The 18,397-nt window shown below is 71.9% G+C and carries 11 protein-coding genes; 3 read left to right on the forward strand and 8 right to left on the reverse strand.

Features of this window, described 5'->3' with window-relative positions; translation table 11 throughout:
* Nucleotides 1-15: 15 nt before the first annotated feature.
* Genes J2S43_RS33270 through J2S43_RS33280 form a run of 3 tightly spaced genes read left to right on the forward strand, consistent with a single transcriptional unit; the run spans nt 16 to nt 2,546 of the window.
* Complete coding sequence (locus J2S43_RS33270; RefSeq protein WP_370881688.1) at nt 16-1,005, forward strand: carbohydrate ABC transporter permease; 990 nt, start codon at nt 16-18, stop codon at nt 1,003-1,005.
* The gene (locus J2S43_RS33275) at nt 1,002-1,880 is read left to right on the forward strand and encodes a carbohydrate ABC transporter permease (RefSeq protein ID WP_306835893.1); all 879 of its coding nucleotides are present in this window, start codon (nt 1,002-1,004) and stop codon (nt 1,878-1,880) included. The genes J2S43_RS33270 and J2S43_RS33275 overlap by 4 nt, the downstream gene beginning before the upstream one ends.
* 9 nt (nt 1,881-1,889) lie before the next feature.
* The gene (locus tag J2S43_RS33280; RefSeq protein ID WP_306835895.1) at nt 1,890-2,546 is read left to right on the forward strand and encodes a hypothetical protein; all 657 of its coding nucleotides are present in this window, start codon (nt 1,890-1,892) and stop codon (nt 2,544-2,546) included.
* Nucleotides 2,547-2,781: 235 nt separating this feature from the next.
* On the opposite strand, the gene J2S43_RS33285 is transcribed toward J2S43_RS33280, so the two are convergent.
* The 8 genes from J2S43_RS33285 to J2S43_RS33320 form a co-directional block, all read right to left on the reverse strand.
* Nucleotides 2,782-5,586, reverse strand: coding sequence for an Hsp70 family protein (locus J2S43_RS33285; RefSeq protein WP_306835896.1), 2,805 nt, complete (start codon nt 5,584-5,586; stop codon nt 2,782-2,784).
* Nucleotides 5,587-5,726: 140 nt separating this feature from the next.
* On the reverse strand, nt 5,727-6,860 hold the full coding sequence (gene rlmB, locus J2S43_RS33290; protein WP_306835897.1) for a 23S rRNA (guanosine(2251)-2'-O)-methyltransferase RlmB: 1,134 nt from the start codon (nt 6,858-6,860) through the stop codon (nt 5,727-5,729).
* The gene (gene cysS / locus J2S43_RS33295) at nt 6,860-8,275 is read right to left on the reverse strand and encodes a cysteine--tRNA ligase (protein WP_306835899.1); all 1,416 of its coding nucleotides are present in this window, start codon (nt 8,273-8,275) and stop codon (nt 6,860-6,862) included. Before cysS ends, rlmB begins: the two co-directional genes overlap by 1 nt.
* 74 nt (nt 8,276-8,349) lie before the next feature.
* Entirely contained in the window at nt 8,350-10,044 is a 1,695-nt protein-coding gene (locus J2S43_RS33300; RefSeq protein WP_306839623.1) for a S8 family serine peptidase, read from the reverse strand.
* Between the two features lie 141 nt (nt 10,045-10,185).
* Nucleotides 10,186-11,892, reverse strand: coding sequence for a S8 family serine peptidase (locus tag J2S43_RS33305; protein ID WP_306835900.1), 1,707 nt, complete (start codon nt 11,890-11,892; stop codon nt 10,186-10,188).
* Nucleotides 11,893-12,020: 128 nt separating this feature from the next.
* Nucleotides 12,021-13,376: a class II fumarate hydratase gene (locus J2S43_RS33310; protein WP_306839625.1), complete on the reverse strand. Its 1,356-nt coding sequence runs from the start codon at nt 13,374-13,376 to the stop codon at nt 12,021-12,023.
* A 46-nt stretch (nt 13,377-13,422) separates the two neighbouring features.
* Nucleotides 13,423-16,377, reverse strand: coding sequence for an AfsR/SARP family transcriptional regulator (locus tag J2S43_RS33315; RefSeq protein ID WP_306835902.1), 2,955 nt, complete (start codon nt 16,375-16,377; stop codon nt 13,423-13,425).
* A 347-nt stretch (nt 16,378-16,724) separates the two neighbouring features.
* Nucleotides 16,725-18,392: a fumarate hydratase gene (locus tag J2S43_RS33320; protein WP_306835904.1), complete on the reverse strand. Its 1,668-nt coding sequence runs from the start codon at nt 18,390-18,392 to the stop codon at nt 16,725-16,727.
* Between the last annotated feature and the right edge of the window lie 5 nt (nt 18,393-18,397).

Consider the following 18,397-nt stretch of genomic DNA (forward strand, 5'->3'; position numbering starts at 1 on the left):
GAAGGAGGCACGCTCGTGGCACTGACCACGGCATCCGCCCCGGTCGTCCCCGAGCAGCCCGGTCGCCGGGCCCCCGACGCACACAAGCGGCGGGGGCCCGGTGCCGGGCGCGGTCGGCAGGGCGTGGCCGGTTACGTATTCCTGTCCCCCTGGCTGCTCGGCCTGATGGGCATCACCGCCATCCCGATGCTGCTGTCGCTCTACCTCAGCTTCACCGACTACTCGGTCTTCTCCACCTGGGAGGACGTCGAGTGGATCGGCCTGGAGAACTACCAGGAGATGTTCACCGGCGACCCGCAGTTCTACCGCGCGGTCACGGTGACGCTCCTCTATGCACTGATCATGGTGCCGCTCAAGCTCGCGGCCGCGCTCGCGGTGGCGTTGCTGCTCAACCGCGCCTGGCGTGGCGTCGGGCTGTTCCGCGGCCTGTTCTACCTGCCGTCGCTGCTCGGCGGCAGCGTGGCGCTCGCGCTGGTGTGGAGCGCGCTGTTCGCCGGTGACGGCGCGGTCAACGAGTTCCTGGCCTTCTTCGGCATCACCGGGCAGGCCTGGGTCAACGACCCGGACTACGCGCTCGGCACGCTGATCATCCTGGGCATCTGGCAGTTCGGCGCGCCCATGGTCATCTTCCTGGCCGGCCTCAAGCAGGTGCCGGTCGAGCTGTATGAGGCCGCGTCCGTCGACGGCGCCAGCCCGTGGCGGCAGTTCTGGCACGTCACCATGCCGATGCTGTCGCCGGTGATCTTCTTCAACCTGGTGCTGGAGACGATCCGCGGATTCCAGGGCTTCACGTCCGCGTTCGTGATCAGCAACGGCACCGGCGGCCCGGTCGACTCGACGCTGCTCTACACGCTCTACCTCTACAAGCGCGGCTTCGCCGAGTTCGAGATGGGGTACGCGTCCGCGCTGGCCTGGGTGTTCCTGCTGGCGATCGGCATCCTGACGATCGTCCTGTTCAGCACCGGACGGTTCTGGGTGCACTACGCGGATGGGGAAGATCGATGACCGCTCCCGCTCTGGTCCGGCACGCCGCGGTCCGGAAGAACCGGTTCACGCTCGGGCAGGGCGTCCGGCTCGCCGTGCTGATCGCCGGCCTGGTGCTGGTGCTCTACCCGCTGGCCTGGGTGATCGGCTCGTCGTTCAAGTCGGACGCGGAGATCGCCAGCAACATCTCCGTGCTGCCGACCGAGTTCACGATCGAGCACTACGCGGCCGGCTGGAACAGTTTCGACGTCAGCTTCACCCGGTTCTTCATCAACAGCGCCGTGATCGCGCTGCTCACCGTGGTCGCGAACGCGGTGTCCTGCCTGGTCGCGGCGTACGCGTTCGCCCGGCTGCGGTTCCCGATGCGCGGGTTCTGGTTCGCCATCATGATCGGCACGCTGCTGCTCCCCGGCGACGTGCTGATCATCCCGCAGTACATCGTGTTCAACACGCTCGGCTGGATCGACACCCCGCTGCTGCCGCTGATCGTGCCGAAGGCGCTGGCCACCGAGGCGTTCTTCGTGTTCCTCATGGTCCAGTTCATGCGGGGCATCCCGCGCGACCTGGACGAGGCCGCGACGATCGACGGCTGCTCACCGTACGGCGTGTTCTGGCACGTGATCCTGCCGCTGAGCCGGCCCGCGCTGGTCACCACCGCGATCTTCTCGTTCATCTGGACCTGGAACGACTTCTTCACCCAGCTGGTCTACCTGAACGAGCTGGAGGATTACACGGTCCCGATCGCGCTGCGGCTGTTCATCGACTCGACCGGGCAGAGCTCGCTCGGCGCGATGTTCGCCATGTCCGTACTCTCGCTGCTCCCGGTGTTCCTGTTCTTCGTGGCCTTCCAGCGGATGCTGGTCGAGGGCATCAACACCAGCGGCCTGAAGGGTTAGTGATCCACCATGGATGACCTCCGGAGGCTGCGGACGGCCGATCCTCAGCCTCCGGAGCCCGGGCAACCCAGGCCCCCGGTCCAGCGCGACTGGCGGGACACCCTTCGCGCCGCCTCCGACCTGGCCCTGACCGGGATCGTGATGACGATCGCCGCGTTGCCGATCGTCACCGCCGGCGCCGCCGTGGGCGCGGCCTCCACCGCCGTCGCGAAATACACAGATCAAGAGCGTTTCCCGGGGGTACGGGACACCGCGCGCGACTTCGCCCGCGGCATCCTGCCCGGCATCCCGCCGCTGCTGATCGCGATCGCGGCCGGCGTGCTGATCCGACTCAACATCCACGCGCTCGACGTCGGCCTGGTCCCCGGCGGCCGGCCGCTGATCTGGGCGACGCTGCTCCTCGCGCTGGCCGGTGCCGGTTTCGCGGCCATGGTCGTGGTCGAGTTCGGCCGCTCCGGCGCCGGCTGGCGCGCCGCCGTCCGCGACGCCGCCCGGCTGGTCGTGGCGCGGCCGGGACTACTCGCCGGGAGCGCCGGGATCATGGCGTTCACGATCGGGCTCGGCTACCTCATCCAGGCGATCCTGGTGCCGATCCTGGCCGGCTACGCGCTGCTCGCGCTGCACGTGATCCGGCGTCGCCCCGGCCGTGCCCCGGCCGGCTCCTGACCTTCCGATCCGTCACGAAGCACTGGATCCGGCCGCACCCTGGCCGGCTCCTGACCTTCCGGTCAGTCCGTGGCGAAGCGCTGGATCCGGCCGCACCCTGGCCGGCTCCTGACCTTCCGGTCAGTCCGTGGCGAAGCGCTGGATCCGGCCGTACCCTGGCCGGCGCCTGGGTCTCGGGTCAGCTCGTCGCGAAATGCCGGATCCGCCGTACCCTGGCCGGCTCCTGATTTTCGGGTCAGTCCGTTGCGAAGCGCTGAATGCGGAAGCCGTTGTCGCCACTGCCGCAGACGATGATCGTCTCGTTCCAGGAGCAGCTGCCGAGCCGCGCCTCGATCAGCGTGCCGAGCTGCCGCGGGTCCCGGTCGTCGTCGACCACGGCGGCCAGCGGGACGCTCTCCGCGCTCGTCGAGCCGGTCGGCGGCCGATCGAAGAGCAGGAAGCTGCGCGAGTTGACGCGGGCGCCCACGCCGTTCCAGTCGAAGACCCTGGTGCCGGACGCGTCGTAGAGCGCGGTCCGGTGGCTGTCGTCCTCGGTCTTACGCCAGACCAGCAGCCCTTCCCCGGTGGCGACCATCGCGCCGCCCCCGATCGTCGAGGCCAGGCCCTGGACGTCGGTCCTGCGCCACAACTCCGTCGCGCTCCCGTCCTCGGAGACCTCGACGGCCGCGACCGCCTCCGTGTTCTCCTCGCCGATGTCGGCGAGGCAGATCCGGTCGCCGCCGCACGGAATCAGGCCCTTGAGCTGCCGGTCGTGGGCGCCGTTGTAGACGACCACCGGCTCGGCGTCCGAGTCCAGATCGTAGGCGTCGATCCGGTAACCGTCGCCGGTCGTGCCGATGAAAAGCCGCTCGCCGTCGGCCAGGATCTGCATGCCGAGGCCCGGCGTCAGGTAGGACGGCTCGATCGCGACCGCGCGCTCGGACGTGACCGTGCCCTTGGCCACGTCCACCACGCGGGCCCGCTTGTCCGCGGTGACCAACACGAACCGCTGCTCGGCGGCGGGATCCGGGGTCATCGGCGTGCCACCGGCCAGAGCCGGGCCGGTCAGGTCGGCGGTGGAGCCGAACGTGGCGATCCGGAAGGCCTGGGAGAACTCGCCGGCCGCGACCGGCAGCTCCCAGCGCTGGTCGCCGCTCGCCAGGTCGAGCCCGAGGAGGGTGCGGCGCTCCTCCGCGTCGATCAGCACCAGGACGTCCTTGAACATCAGAAACTGCTCGCTGAGCCGGAGGTCCCGGTGCCACAGGCGCTTGCCGTCCCGGTCGTGGACGACCAGCGAGCCCGGGTCGTCGTCGGTGAACGGAGAGGCGAAGGCGAGCACGTACCGGTCCGAGGCGTAGAGGCCGTTCCAGCTCGTCGGCGCGGTCTCCGCGGTGGTCTGGCGCCACCGCTCCGCACCGGTGTCCAGGTCGACGCCGGCGATCTCCAGCGTCTTGTCCGCGCGCTGCGCGGCGACGTAGGCACGATCGCCGGCGACCGCGGTGTGGAAGTACGAGACGTAGCTGTCCGGATCGTCGGTGACCGCCGGGATCACCCGGCCCTCGTCCAGCGTCTGGAAGGCGACCTGCGCCGGGCGGTTCCACGGGCTCAGATAGACGACGATACCGGCGGTGACCAGCAGGACCAGCACGACCGCGGCGGCCAGGCCGGCCAGCAGGAGCGGACGCCGGGAACGGGACGGCGCAGCCGGTGGCTGCACGGGCCTCCATGCCGCGGGCGCACCGGCCGCGGGCATCCCAGCCCAGGGCGGGCCGCTCGCGGGAGGGCCGCTCGCGGGAGGGCCGCTCGCGGGAGGGCCGCTCGCGGGTGGGCCGCTCGCGGGGGTCGCCGGGGCGGGAGGGCCGGAGAACGGCGAGACGGGGGCCGCCGAGGCCGGCGGTGCGAACTCGACCGGCGCCGACGTGGAGAGCAGCTCGGCCAGCGCGCCCTCGGCCACCGGCAGCTCCGGCTGCTCCAGCACGGTCGGCGGGACGTGCAGGTCGGAGTGCAGCAGCCGGCCGGCCATCGGGACCCGGGACGAGCCGCCGACCAGGAACAGGCCGGCCAGCTCGCCGGGGGCGACACCGGCCGCCCGGATCACCACCGCGGTCTCCTGCACGCCCCGGCGCAGCAGCGGCGTGATGACGTGCTCGAGTTCCTCGCGGGTCAGGTGCACCGCGCGCTCGACACCCGGCACCGCGATCGGCGCGACCGTGGCCCGGGACAGCATCTCCTTGGCGCCGCGCACGTCGTCCCAGAGCTGGCGGCGGTTGCGCCACTGGGTCACCGTGACCGGCTGTGCCAGCGCCTGCCAGGCCTGCGCGGCGGCCAGGTCCAGGTGCTGGGTCGGGCCGTCCGGCGTGACCGGCGCCGAGCCGGTCAGCGAGCGGCCCACGTGGTCGACCAGCGCCGCGTCGAGGTCCAGGCCACCGAGGTCGGCGACGCCGCCGGAGCTGACGACGGAGAAGACCGGGTGGCCGGACGGGCCGGGGCCGTCGTTGCGGACCACCGCGACGTCGAGCGTGCCGCCGCCGAAGTCGAAGACCGCCAGCGCGGCCCCGGCCGGCACCGGGCGGTGCAGCACCTCGGCGAAGTAGCGGGCGGCCGCGACCGGCTCGGGCGTGAAGCGGGTGGTCTGCGGCCATCCGGCGCGTGCGACCGCCTGGGTGAGCACGTCGCGACGGACCGGGCCCCATGCGGCCGGGTGGGTGAGCATGGCCGGGGGCAGGAAGCCGACCGCCTCGACCGCGGCGCGGGCGACCGCGCCCAGCACGGCCGCGAGCAGGTCGACGACCGGGACCTCGCGGTCGCCGAGCAGCACCGAGGTCTCGTCGATGCGGCGTTTCGGGTTCGGCTCGAACCGGGCCGGGTCAGCCTGGGCGAGGCGCTGCGCGTCCCGGCCGACGTGCAGCCGGCCCTCCGGGTCCAGGTAGACGCCGGAGGGCATGAGCGGCTGACCGTCGAAGAGCAACGGCCGGGTGCGGCCGTCCGGGGTGCGCAGCACGGCGACCGTGTTGGAGGTGCCGAGATCGACCCCCAGGCCGTACGGGCCGTCCTGACTCATGCCACACCCTCTCGCCACCACACGTGATCAGCCTCGCATGGTAGCGAGTGAGGGCTATTCAGCACCAAAGTCGGCCCACGCGTAACCGCAGGTCAGCACGCGGATCTCCACCGCGCCGGACAGCCCTCACCGTGGGTGACTCAGGCGTTACGTCGACGCGTGATCTCCGAGAGGGCCACCGCGGCGGCGACCGAGGCGTTGAGCGACTCGACGTCCGAGGACATCGGGATCGAGGCGCGCAGGTCGCACGTCTCGCCGACCAGCCGGGACAGGCCACGCCCCTCGGAGCCGACCACCACGATGGTCGGGCCGGTGGCGACCTCCAGGTGGTAGACGTCGGTCTCACCGTCCGCGTCCAGCCCGATGGCCATGAAGCCCTCCTGCTGGCAGGCCTTGATCGCCCGGGTCAGGTTGGTGACCTGGGCGACCGGGAGCCGGGCGGCCGCACCGGCGCTGGTGCGCCACGCGGTCGCGGTGATCCCGGCGGCGCGGCGCTCCGGCACGAAGATGCCGTGCGCGCCGAACGCGGCCGCGGACCGGATCACGGCGCCGAGGTTGCGCGGGTCGGTGACGCCGTCCAGTGCGACCAGCAGCGGCGCGGTGTGCTCCAGCGATGCCGCGACCATGTCGGTGAAGTCCTCGTAGGCGAACGGCGGCACCTGCACGCCGATGCCCTGGTGCAGCACGCCGCCGGTGATCCGGTCCAGCTCGGCCCGGCTCACCTCGAGGATCGCGATGCCCCTGTCGGCGCAGAAGCGCACCGCCTCGCGGACCCGCTCGTCCATCTCGATGCCCTGCGCGACGTAGAGCGCGGTCGCGGGCACGCCGGAGCGCAGCGCCTCGACCACCGGGTTGCGGCCGACCAGCAGCTCGGGCGAGTCCTTCGGCGGGGTGGAGCGGCGGCCCGGCGCGATCCGCGGGCCACGCCCGCCGACCTTGCCACCGCCACGGCCGCCGGCGAACGCACCACGGGTCGGCGCGGGGGCGCCCCGGCCGGAGCCGTTCCGGCCCCAGGTGGTGTCCTTGCTGCCGGGAACGCCGATCTTGGGCGCGCGACCCTCGGAGGCCGCGGCCTTGCGCTCCTTGTCCTGCTTGCGCGCGGTCTTCTCGGGCAGCTGCTCGGTGCCGGAGTAGCCCTTGTGCCAGGGACGCTCGTCCGCCGGCAGCGTGCGGCCGCGGCCGGACAGCCCGGCGCGGTTCTTTCCGCCGGAGCCGCCCGCGGAGCCCTTCTTCGGCGTGACGCGCTTGTTCCTGCGCTGCGAGTTGCCCGGCATCAGTGCTGCTCCCCAATGGTCCATCGTGGTCCGGCCGGGGTGTCCTCCACCGCGATGCCGGCGTTCTTGAGCTGGTCACGCACGGCGTCGGCGGCCTGCCAGTCCTTGCGGGCGCGCGCGGCGGTGCGCTGCTCGAGCGCGAGCGCGACCAGTGAGTCGACCACCTGACGGAGGTCGTCGGCGCCGCTCCCGGCCCGCCAGGCCGGATCGAGCGGATCGACGCCGAACACGTCCAGCATGGCGCGCACCTCGGCCAGCGCGGCCGCGACCGTGGTCCGGTCGCCGGCGCTGAGCGCGGTGTTGCCGCGGGTCATCGACTCGTGCACGACCGCGAGCGCCGCGGACGTGTTCAGATCATCGTTCATCGCGGCCGCGAACGCGGGTGGGATGTCGCCCAGCTCACCCGGACCGGTCAGCTCGACGGCGCGCTGGACGAAACCCTCGATCCGCCGGTACGCCACCGCGGCCTCGCGGAGCGCGTCGTCCGAGTAGTCGATGGCCGACCGGTAGTGCGGCTGGGCCTCGTAGTACCGCAGCTCGACGGGGCGCACGCCGAGGCCCGCGACGTACGCGAGGTCGAGCACGTTGCCCAGCGACTTGCTCATCTTCGACGCGCCGAGGTTGAGCAGGCCGTGGTGCACCCAGTAACCGGCGAACCCGAACCCGGCGGACCTGGACTGGGCGATCTCGTTCTCGTGGTGCGGGAACTGCAGGTCCAGCCCACCACCGTGGATGTCGAAGTCCTCGCCGAGGTAGCGCCAGGACATGGCGGAGCACTCGATGTGCCAGCCGGGACGGCCGCGGCCCCACGGCGACTCCCAGCTGCCGGCGAGCGGCTCGGACTCCTTGACGCCCTTCCAGAGCGCGAAGTCGCGCGGGTCGCGCTTGGCGCGCGCCTCGCTGTCCGCGGCCTCCTGCATGTCGTCCGGGTGCTGGCCGGAGAGGTCGCCGTAGGCCGGGTAGCTGCGCACCGAGAAGTAGACGTCGCCGCAGCCGTCCGCGGCCGGGTAGGCATGCCCGCCCTCGATCAGCCGCGCGATGATCTGCTGGATCTCCGGGATGTGACCGGTGGCGCGCGGCTCGTAGGTCGGCGGCAGCACGTTGAGTGACCGGTACGCCGCGGCGAGCTTGATCTCGTTCTCATACGCGATGGACCAGAACGGCCGGTCCAGCAGGGTGGACTTGGCGAGGATCTTGTCGTCGACGTCCGTCACGTTGCGAACGAACGTCACGTCGAATCCGGAGCGGGTCAGCCAGCGGCGGAGCACGTCGTAGTTCACACCGGAGCGAAGGTGGCCGATGTGCGGCGGTGACTGGACGGTGAGACCACACAGGTAGATCCCGACCTTGCCGGGTGCCCGCGGGACGAAGTCCCGCACCGAGCGGGTCGCGGTGTCGTACAAGCGGAGTGTCACCCTGCAAGGGTAACGGCCGGTCCCCGTGTCGCGGGGACCGGCCATCGTACCAGTTAATGATCTTGGTCAGGGTGTTACGGCCTCACCCAGGGCTTCAGCGGGGTGGTCACGGCCGAGTAGGCGTCGACTATGCCGTACCCCCAGATGCTGTTGAAGTTCGTCGTGCCGGTGCAGAGCGCGTCGTACTCGGCCGGGCGGCCCTCCTGCGCGTAGCTGATCAGCGCCGGCGTCGGGCAGGCCCGCTCCGCCGCGGTGCGGTAGAGATGCTGCTCGACCAGGTTCGGCGCGAGCGTGAGGCCACCCCTGCGCCGGTCCGCCGTGCCGAACTTCGACACGATCAGCGCGGCCACGCCCGCGGCGTGCGGCGCCGCCATCGACGTGCCCTGCGCGTACGCGTAGTAGCCGCACGCGCCGGCCTCGGTGCAGTCCTTGAACACCACGTTCTCGAAGCCGGCCACCACGTTGCCGTCCGCGTCGACCCGGCCCTGCGCCTGCAGCAGCTTCAGCGGGTACGCCGAGAGGATCCGGTTGCCCGCCGTGTTGAACGTGGGCGTGCCGAAGCCGTCCAGCGTGAACCCGCCCGGCGCGGCGACCGAGATCTGCTCCGTGCCCCAGTTCGAGTAGTCCGCTTTGCGGCCGGACGGGCCGACCGCGGACACGCCGATCACGAACGGGCCCTCGACCGGCAGGTCCCAGCAGGTCGCGTTGTCGATCACACGCGGCCGCTCGGTGCCGCCGGGGTAGTTCGGGCTGGACGTGTCCGGCCGGGGGGCACCCAGGTCCTCGTGGTTGTTGCCGAGCGCGCCGACCAGCGTCACGCCCCTGTTGTGCGCGTAGGTCAGCGCGCGCCGCACCGCGGTGACGGTGGCCCGCTGCTCCGCCTGCTCCGCGGCCGAGTCGGCCGGGTTGTTCAGGCAGTTGAAGGCCCACGGGTCGATGTAGAAGGACATGTTGACCACGTCCAGGCCGGCGTCGCCCGCGTAGGTCAGCGCGTTGACGACCGACCGCAGGAAGAAGTAGCCGGAGTCCTGGCCGCCCTTGAGCTCGACCAGCGTCACGTTCGGCGCGACGCCGGAGATGCCGTTGCCGTCGGCCGCCGCGCCGACCGAGCCGGCGACGTGCGTGCCGTGGCCGTAGTCGTCGGTGCCGACCGGGTCGAGGCAGCTCTCCACCTCGCACGGGCCGTCCACCTCCGGGATGTCCGGCGCGAAGTTGCGGGACAGTTGCTGGCTGAAGTTCGCACCGAGGTCCGGGTTGCTGGCGTCCAGCCCGGTGTCCAGGATGCCGACGGTCACGCCGCGGTCGCCCGGCTCCACCCGGCGGGCGTCGTCAGAGCGGACCATGTCGAGGCCCCAGAGCTTGTCGTCCAGCGGGTCGAGCGCCGGGCCCCGGCCGCTGCTCCGGGCGTCCGACGTCGTCGCGGGAGCCAACAGTGACTCCTGCTCGACGAGGTCGCGCTTGGGCGCCCTGCCGATCGCGCGGTCGTTGTTCGACGCGCCGATCAGCGCGGGCGAGGCCGCCGCCTTCGCCGCGAAGTCGGCCGCGCCGGTGCTCACCGTGAACGTGCCCACGCCGTCGTTGCTCGCGATCACCGTGCCACCGGCCGCGGTGATCGCCGCCTTCGCCGCCGCGACGGAGATCCCGTCCTCGGCGACCACGGTGTACTCGGCCGACGTGGGTGCGGCGGTGGCCGCGCCCACGGGAACGGCCAGCACCAGCGCCAGCCCGGTCACGGTTGCGGCCGAGCCGGCGATGAATCGTCTGCTCACCATGTGCTTCCCCTCGTGTCGAGAAACGGCCACCGATGGCGGCCTGGAAGCATCCCACCCGACTTCGATCGATTCGCATAGTGAAATGCATAAAGACGACGGCCGGTCCCCATGTCGCGGGGACCGGCCGTCACAGCTGCGTCAGGGCTTGACCCAGGGCTTCAGCGGCGAGGTCACGGCCTCGTAGGCGTCCACGATGCCGTAGCCGTAGAACCCGTTGAAGTTCTTCCCGCCCTCGCAGAGCGCGTCGAACTCGGCCGGGCGGCCCTCCTGTGCGTAGCTGACCAGGCGCGGCTCCGGGCAGGCCCGCTCCGCCGCGGTGCGGTAGAGGTGCTGCTCGACCAGGTTCGGCGCGAGCGTGAGACCACCCTTGCGCCGGTCCGGGGTGCCGAACTTCGACACGATCAGCGAGGCCACGCCCGCGGCGTGCGGCGCCGCCATCGACGTGCCCTGCAGGTACGTGTAGTAGCCGCACTTACCGGCCTTGGTGCAGTCCTTGAACACGAAGTCCGCGGCGTCCGGCACGACGTTGCCGTTCTCGTCGACCGAACCCTCCTCCTGCAGCACCTTCAGCGGGTACGACGAGAGGATCATGTTGGCGTCGGTCTGGAACGAGTCCGTGCCGAAGCCGTCGCGGAACCAGCCACCCGGCGCGGCGACCGAGATCTGCTCCACGCCGTAGTTGGAGAAGTCCGACTTGCGGCCGGACGGGCCGAGCGACGACACACCGATCACGAACGGGCCCTCGGCCGGCAGGTCCCAGCAGGTGGCGTTGTCGATCGGGCGCGGGCGGACCGTGTCACCCGGGTAGTTCGGGCTGCCCACGTCGGTGCGCGGCTTGCCCAGATCCTCGTGGTTGTTGCCGAGCGCGCCGACCAGCGTGACGCCCTTGTCGTGCGCATACGTCAGGGCGCGCTTCATGGCCGTGATGATCGCCCGCTGCTCCGCCTGCTCCGCGGCCGAGTCGGCCGGGTTGCCGAGGCAGTTGTACAGCCACGGGTCGACGTAGAAGGACATGTTGACCACGTCCAGGCCCGCGTCACCCGCATAGGTCAGCGCGTTGACGACCGACTCCAGGAAGAAGTAGCCGGAGTCCTGGCCGCCCTTGAGCTCGACCAGCGTCACGTTCGGCGCGACGCCGGAGACGCCGGTGCCGTTGGCCGCCGCACCGATCGTGCCCGCCACGTGCGTGCCGTGGCCGGCGTCGTCCGTGCCGACCGGGTCGAGGCAGCTCGCGACCTCACACGGGCCGTCGATGGCCTCGATGTCCGGCGCGAAGTTGCGGGAGAGCCGCCAGTCGAAGTTCGCCGCGAGGTCGGGGTTGCTCGCGTCCACGCCGGTGTCCAGCACGCCGACCTTGACGCCCCTGTCGCCCGCCTCGGCCCGGCGCGCGTCGTCGGCCCGGATCATCTCCAGGCCCCAGAGCTTGTCGTCGAGCGGGTCCAGCTTCGGGCCCCGGTGCTTGCCGCCCTTGCCCGCCGCCTTCTGCGCCGCGGCGAGGACGTTCTCCTGCTCGACACGGTCGACCTTCGGCGACTGGCCGATCGCCTTGTCCGCGCTGGACGCGCCGATCAGGGCCGCGGAGTCCGTGGCCCTGGCCGCGAAGTCAGCCGCGGTGCTGCTCACCGTGAACGTGCCGACGTTGTCGTTGCCGGACACCACCGTGCCGCCGGCCGCCGTGATGGCCGCCTTCGCCGCGGCGGCGGAGACACCGTCCTCGGCGACCACGGTGTATTCCGCAAGGGTAGTGCTCGCCGGCGCGGCGGTGGCCGCACCGGCGGGGACCGCCAGCACCAACGCCAGCCCGGTCACGGTCGCGACCGAGCCGGCGGTGAAGCGTTTGCTCACCATCTGCTTCCTCTCGAGTCGAGTGGACGGCCGTCGATGACGGCCTGGAAGCATCCCACCCGATCTCGATCGATTCGAATAGAGGCAAGCACAAATTCTTTACACAGGCGTAGCAGTCGAAACAGACCTTATGGCCGCGTCATGCGCAGAACGTCCAGAGCCGTGTCCAACTGCTCCTCGGTGAGCTTTCCGGACGTCACGTGCCCACGCTCGAGAACCACCTCGCGGATCGTCTTGTTCTCCTTCAGCGCGGTCTTCGCGATCGACGCGGCCTCGTCGTACCCGAGGTAGCGGTTGAGCGGCGTGACGATCGACGGCGAGCCCTCCGCGTAGCCGCGGGTGACCTCGGCGTCGGCCTCCAGGCCGGCGACACAGCGGTCGGCCAGCAGCCGGGCCGCGTTCGCCACCAGCTTGATCGACTCCAGCAGGTTGCGGCCCATCACCGGGAGCATCACGTTCAGCTCGAAGTCGCCCTGGGTGCCGGCGAACGCCACGGCCGCGTCGTTGCCGATCACCTGCGCGACGACCTGGCGGACCGCCTCCGGCACCACCGGGTTCACCTTGCCCGGCATGATCGACGAGCCGGGCTGCAGGTCGGGCAGGCGCAACTCGCGCAGGCCGGCGCGCGGGCCGGAGCCCATCCAGCGGATGTCGTTGGCGATCTTGTAGAGCCCGGCCGCGATCGTGCGCACCTGGCCGGACGTCTCGACCAGCGCGTCCCGGGCACCCTGCGCCTCGAAGTGGTCGCGGGCCTCGCTCAACGGCAGGCCGGTCGCGGCACGCAGCTTCTCGATCACGGCGGGCGCGAAGCCGGGCGGCGTGTTCACGCCGGTGCCGACCGCGGTGCCGCCGAGCGGCAACTCCGCCAGCCGGGGCAGCGCGGACTCCAGTCGCTCCACGCCGTACCGCACCTGCGCGGTGTAGCCGGAGAACTCCTGGCCGAGCGTGACCGGCGTCGCGTCCATCAGGTGCGTGCGCCCGGACTTGACGGTCTCCGCCCACTCCGCGGCCTTCGCGGCCAGCGCGTCGGCGAGGTGGGTCAGGGCCGGGATCAGGTCGTGCGTGACCGCCTGGGTGGCGGCCAGGTGGATCGAGGACGGGAACACGTCGTTGCTTGACTGGGACGCGTTCACGTGGTCGTTCGGGTGCACGTCGCGGCCCAGCTCGCGGGCGGCCAGCGTGGCGATGACCTCGTTGGTGTTCATGTTGGACGAGGTGCCGGACCCGGTCTGGAACACGTCGATCGGGAACTGGTCGTCGTAGCCGCCGTCCGCCACGTGCGCGGCCGCGGTCCGGATCGCCTCGGCCACGTCCGCGTCGATCACGCCGAGCTCCGCGTTCACCGCGGCGGCCGCGCCCTTGATCTGCGCCAGCGCGCGGATGTGGGCCGGTTCCAGCCCTCGTCCGGAGATCGGGAAGTTCTCCACGGCCCGCTGGGTCTGGGCCCGCCACAGCGCGTCCACCGGCACCCGGACCTCGCCCATGGTGTCGCGCTCGATCCGATATCCACTCTCATTGGCAGTCACGGGTCTATTTTCCCTCGAAGACGGCCGATCCCACGCCCATCTCGTTGAAGATCACCTGGGCGCGCTCGCGGTGCACCCGCGCCTCCTCCGGATCGGGCAGGCACTCGCCGAGGCCGGCCAGCGCGCGGGCCTGCTCGTACCGGTGCCCGATCTGCACCGAGACCGCGAGCGAGCGCCGGTACGCCTCGACCGCGGCCGCCTCGTCGCCACCGGCGCAGAGCGTGGCCGCGAGGTCGTTGCCGACCAGCGCCTCGCCGTGCCGGTCGCCGACGGTCCGCATGATCCGCAGCGCCTCCTGGTGGTGCTGCTCCGCCTCGGCCAGCCGGCCCTGCAGCCGTCGCGCGGTGCCGAGGTCGTTGAGCACCTCCGCCTCGTTGTACGGGATACCGCGCTGGCGGCGCAGCGCGGCGGTGAGGCAGCGGGCCGCCGCGTCGGCCGCACCCATCCGCACCCGGACCGCGCCGATGTGGCCGAGCGCGACCGAGACGTTGTGCTGGTCCCGGCGCTCGCAGGCGAGCAGCAGGTGGCGGCGGTGGTAGTGCAGCGCCTCATCGTGCCGGCCCATCATCGCGGCGACGAAGCCCATCTTCGGCAGGTGCAGCATGCGGCCGCGGTCGTCGCCGAGCCGCTCCCAGACCGCGTAGGCCGCGCGCGCGTTCGCCAGCGCCTCCGGCAGCAGACCCATCATCAGCTGCACCGCGGAGAGGTTGCCGCGCGTGGTCGCCACCGCCCGGTCGTCGCCGATCCGCTCGCGCAGCCGCAGCGACTCGGTCAGGTGCGTCACCGCGTCGGAGTAGCGGCCGGTCCGGTAGTAGGACGAGGCCAGGTAGTTGAGCACCTGCGCCACGGCCGCGTCGTCGCCGGCCAGCAGCGCGGCGGCCAGGCCGCGCTCGTGCAGCACGATCAGGTCGTCGTGGTACGCGTTGACGTACAGGAACCGCCACGCCGCCCGCGCCAGCCACCAGGCGTAGTGCGCGTGCCCGGCACCGATCGCGCGGTCGGCCAGCGCGATCAGGCCGGCCCGCTCGTCCTCCAGCCAGCGCAGCTTGCTCGGCAGCGCCTCGACCAGGTCCGGCCGCTGCGCCGGGCCCCAGCCGCGCACGTCGCCGGAGCTGTGCGCCTCCATGTCGACCGTGGACGCGTCCGCCGCGTGCAGGTAGAAGTCGAGCAGCCGGCCGACCGCGGCGTGCCGCTCCGGCAGCGGGTCGCGCGCGGCCAGCCCGGACGCGAACTCGCGCATCAGGTCGTGCAGCCGGTAGCGCCCGGCCTGCGGCTCCTCGACCAGGTGCCAGTCGACGAGGTCGTCCAGCACGTCCTGCGCGTCGTCCAGCGGCAGCCCGGCCAGCGCGGCCGTGGTGAACGCGTCGAACCGCTCACCCGGGTGCAGGCCGAGCAGCCGGAACACGCGCTGCGCCACCGCCGGCAGGTGCGCATAGGAGAGATCGAAGGCGCTGGCCACGGTGCGTTCCTCCGCGGCCAGCTCGGGCAGCGCGGACCGGCCGGCCAGCCGCCGGGCCAGGTCCGCGACCCGCCACCGTGGACGGTGCGCCAGCCGGGCCGCGGCCAGCCGGATCGCCAGCGGCAGGTGGCCGCAGTAGCGCACCACCTCGGCCGCGGCCTCCGGTTCCGCGCGGACCCGGTCGCCGGCGATCCTGGCCAGCAGGTCGATCGCCTCGGACTCGGAGAGCACCGGCAGCGACTCCGGCCGGACCGCGTCCAGGCCGAGCAGCCGGCGCCGGCTGGTGATCAGCGCGAGACTGCCCGCGGACGCCGGCAGCAGCGGCGCGATCTGCGCGGTGCTGGCCACGTTGTCCAGCACCACCAGCGCGCGCCGGGCGGCCAGCTCGCTGCGCCAGAGCGCTACCCGGTCGTCGATGTCCACCGGGATCCGGTCGCCGGGCAGGCCGAGCTGGCGCAGCAGCGTGACCAGTGCGGCGGACGCGTCCAGCGGCCGGCGCAGGCTGTGCCCGTGCAGGTCGATGAAGAGCTGTGCGTCCGGGTAGCGCGGCGCGACCAGGTTCGCCACGTGCACCGCGAGCGTGGTCTTGCCGCTGCCGGCCATGCCGTCGATCACCTGGATGACCGGGCCGTCGAAGTCGGCCTCCTCGACCGCGCGGACCAGCCGGTCGACCGCCTCGGCCCGGCCGGTGAAGTCCGCGACGGTCCGCGGCAGCGCGCGCACCGGCAGCGTCACCTCTCGCGGTGCCGCCGTGGTCTCCACCTCGCCGGTCAGGATGGCCCGGTGCACCTCGCGCAGCGCCGGTCCGGGCTCGATGCCCAGCTCACCCGCGAGGGCCTCGCGCGCGTCCCGGTAGACCGCGAGCGCGTCCGCCTGCCGGCCGGCCCGGTAGAGCGCGATCATCAGCTGGCCGCGCAGCCGTTCCCGCAGCGGGTGCCGCTCGACCAGGCCGGTCAGCCCGCCGATCGCATCCCGTTCCAGGCCGAGCCGCAGCTCCACGTCGAACGTGTCCTCGATGGCCAGCAGCCGCTGCTCGTCCAGCGCGGCGGCGGCGCGGCGCACGGCCGGGCTGGTGATGCCGGCCAGCGCGGGTCCCTTCCAGAGCGAGAGGGCCGCGCGGAAGTGCTCCCGCGCCTCGGACCACGCCTCCTTCTCCACCGCGAGCCGGGCCTGGGCGAGCCGCCGGTCGAAGACGTTCACGTCGACCTGCTCCGGGTCGGCGACCAGGCGATATCCGGCCGGGTCCGTGACGATCAGCTCGGCGGGCAGGCCGGCCTCGGCGAACGCGCGGCGGATCCGGGAGACGCTGCTCTGCAACTGGCCGCGGGCGGTGGCCGGTGGCGAGGAGTCCCAGAGCGCGTCGACCAGCTGGTCGATCGAGACCACGTGCAGCGAGTTGAGCAGCAGCATGGCGAGCACGACCCGGTCCCGCCCGGCCGCGACCGGAGCGTCGACGCCGTCGCGCGCGGCTCGCAGCGGACCTAGGATGCCGAACCACATCGCCACTCCCCGAGGTGCCTCGCCGAGCAGAAAGATAGCTCTTCCGGCCCCCACTTCGGCCCAGGCTCGGGCGCCTGTATCGACGTGCGGGCCCCGCCGCAGCCCGTCTCCCACGTCGATACCGGCTCTAGATCGGCAAATCGGCGCAAACGGTTGCGGCCGGGCATTGTGCTGGTCATCCGATCATTCGCCGTGAGAGCAGAACGGCAGCGTTTCGGAAGCGCCGTGCGGCAGGCTATGGCTGCGGATGTGTGAACACGTCTTGCAAGATCACATCGGGGGTGGTCGCCTGCCCGTCCGCACGTCATCACGACGGGACGGGCATGCGGCCAACACGTCACGAGGGATTACCGGCGGCCAACGGTCAGGACCGGCTTGGTGACCTCGGCGAAGAAGTCGTTGCCCTTGTCGTCCACCACGATGAACGCCGGGAAGTCCTCCACCTCGATCTTCCAGACCGCCTCCATGCCCAGCTCGGGGTATTCGAGCACCTCGACGTGGCGGATGCAGTCCTGGGCCAGGCGCGCGGCCGGGCCACCGATCGACCCGAGGTAGAACCCGCCGTACCGGTGGCAGGCCTCGGTCACGCCGCGCGAGCGGTTGCCCTTGGCCAGCATCACCATGCTGCCGCCCGCGGCCTGGAACTTCTCGACGTAGGCGTCCATCCGGCCGGCCGTGGTCGGGCCGAACGAGCCGGACGCGTACCCCTCGGGGGTCTTCGCCGGTCCGGCGTAGTAGACCGCGTGATCGCGCAGGTAGCGCGGCATCTCGCCGCCGTCGTCGAGCAGCTCGGCGATCTTCGCGTGCGCGATGTCGCGCGCCACCACCAGCGGCCCGCTCAGCGAGAGCCGGGTCTTCACCGGGTAGCGCGACAGCTCCGCGCGGATCTCGTCCATCGGGCGGTTGAGGTCGACCCGCACTACCTCGTCCGTCGCGAGCGTCTCGTCCGTGACGTCCGGCAGGAACCGGGCCGGGTCGGTCTCCAGCCGCTCCAGCCACACGCCGGACGGGGTGATCTTGGCAACCGCCTGGCGGTCGGCCGAGCAGGAGACCGCGATCGCGACCGGGCAGGACGCGCCGTGCCGGGGCAGCCGGACCACGCGCACGTCGTGGCAGAAGTACCGGCCGCCGAACTGCGCGCCGATGCCGAACTGGCGGGTCAGCTCCAGCACCTCGGCCTCCAACTCCAGGTCGCGGAAGCCGTGCGCGAGCATCGAGCCCGCGGTGGGCAGCGTGTCGAGGTACTTCGCGCTGGCCAGCTTCGCGGTCTTCAGCGCGTGCTCCGCCGAGGTGCCGCCGACCACGATCGCCAGGTGGTACGGCGGGCACGCCGCGGTGCCGATCAGGCGCAGCTTCTCCTCCAGGAACTGCATCATCCGCGTCGGGTTCAGCAGCGCCTTGGTCTCCTGGTAGAGGTACGACTTGTTGGCCGAGCCGCCGCCCTTGGCCATGAACAGGAACTTGTACGCGTCCGGCTGCCCGCCCGGGTCCTCCGCGTACAGCTCGATCTGCGCCGGCAGGTTGGTCCCGGTGTTCTTCTCGTCCCACATGGTCAGCGGCGCGAGCTGGGAGTAGCGCAGGTTCAGCCGGGTGTACGCGTCGTAGACGCCGTGCGCGATCGCCTCCTCGTCCAGCCCGTCCGTCAGCACGTGCCGGCCGCGCTTGCCGACCACGATCGCGGTGCCGGTGTCCTGGCACATCGGCAGCACGCCACCGGCCGCGATGTTCGCGTTGCGCAGCAGGTCGGTGGCGACGAAGCGGTCGTTCGGCGAGGCGGCCGGGTCGTCGATGATGGACCGCAGCTGGGTGAGGTGCGCCGGGCGCAGGTAGTGAGCGATGTCGTGCATCGCCTCCGTGGTGAGCTGGGTCAGCACGGACGACTCGACGGTCAGGAAGCGGCGCCCGCCCGGCCCGTTGACGACGTCGATTCCCTCGTCGCTCACCAGGCGGTATTCGGTCAGGTCATCCCCGAGCGGCAGCAGGGGGGCGTGGGAGAAGGCGGCGGCACTGCTCATGAGCC

Source organism: Catenuloplanes nepalensis (assembly GCF_030811575.1).
GTDB lineage: Bacteria > Actinomycetota > Actinomycetes > Mycobacteriales > Micromonosporaceae > Catenuloplanes > Catenuloplanes nepalensis.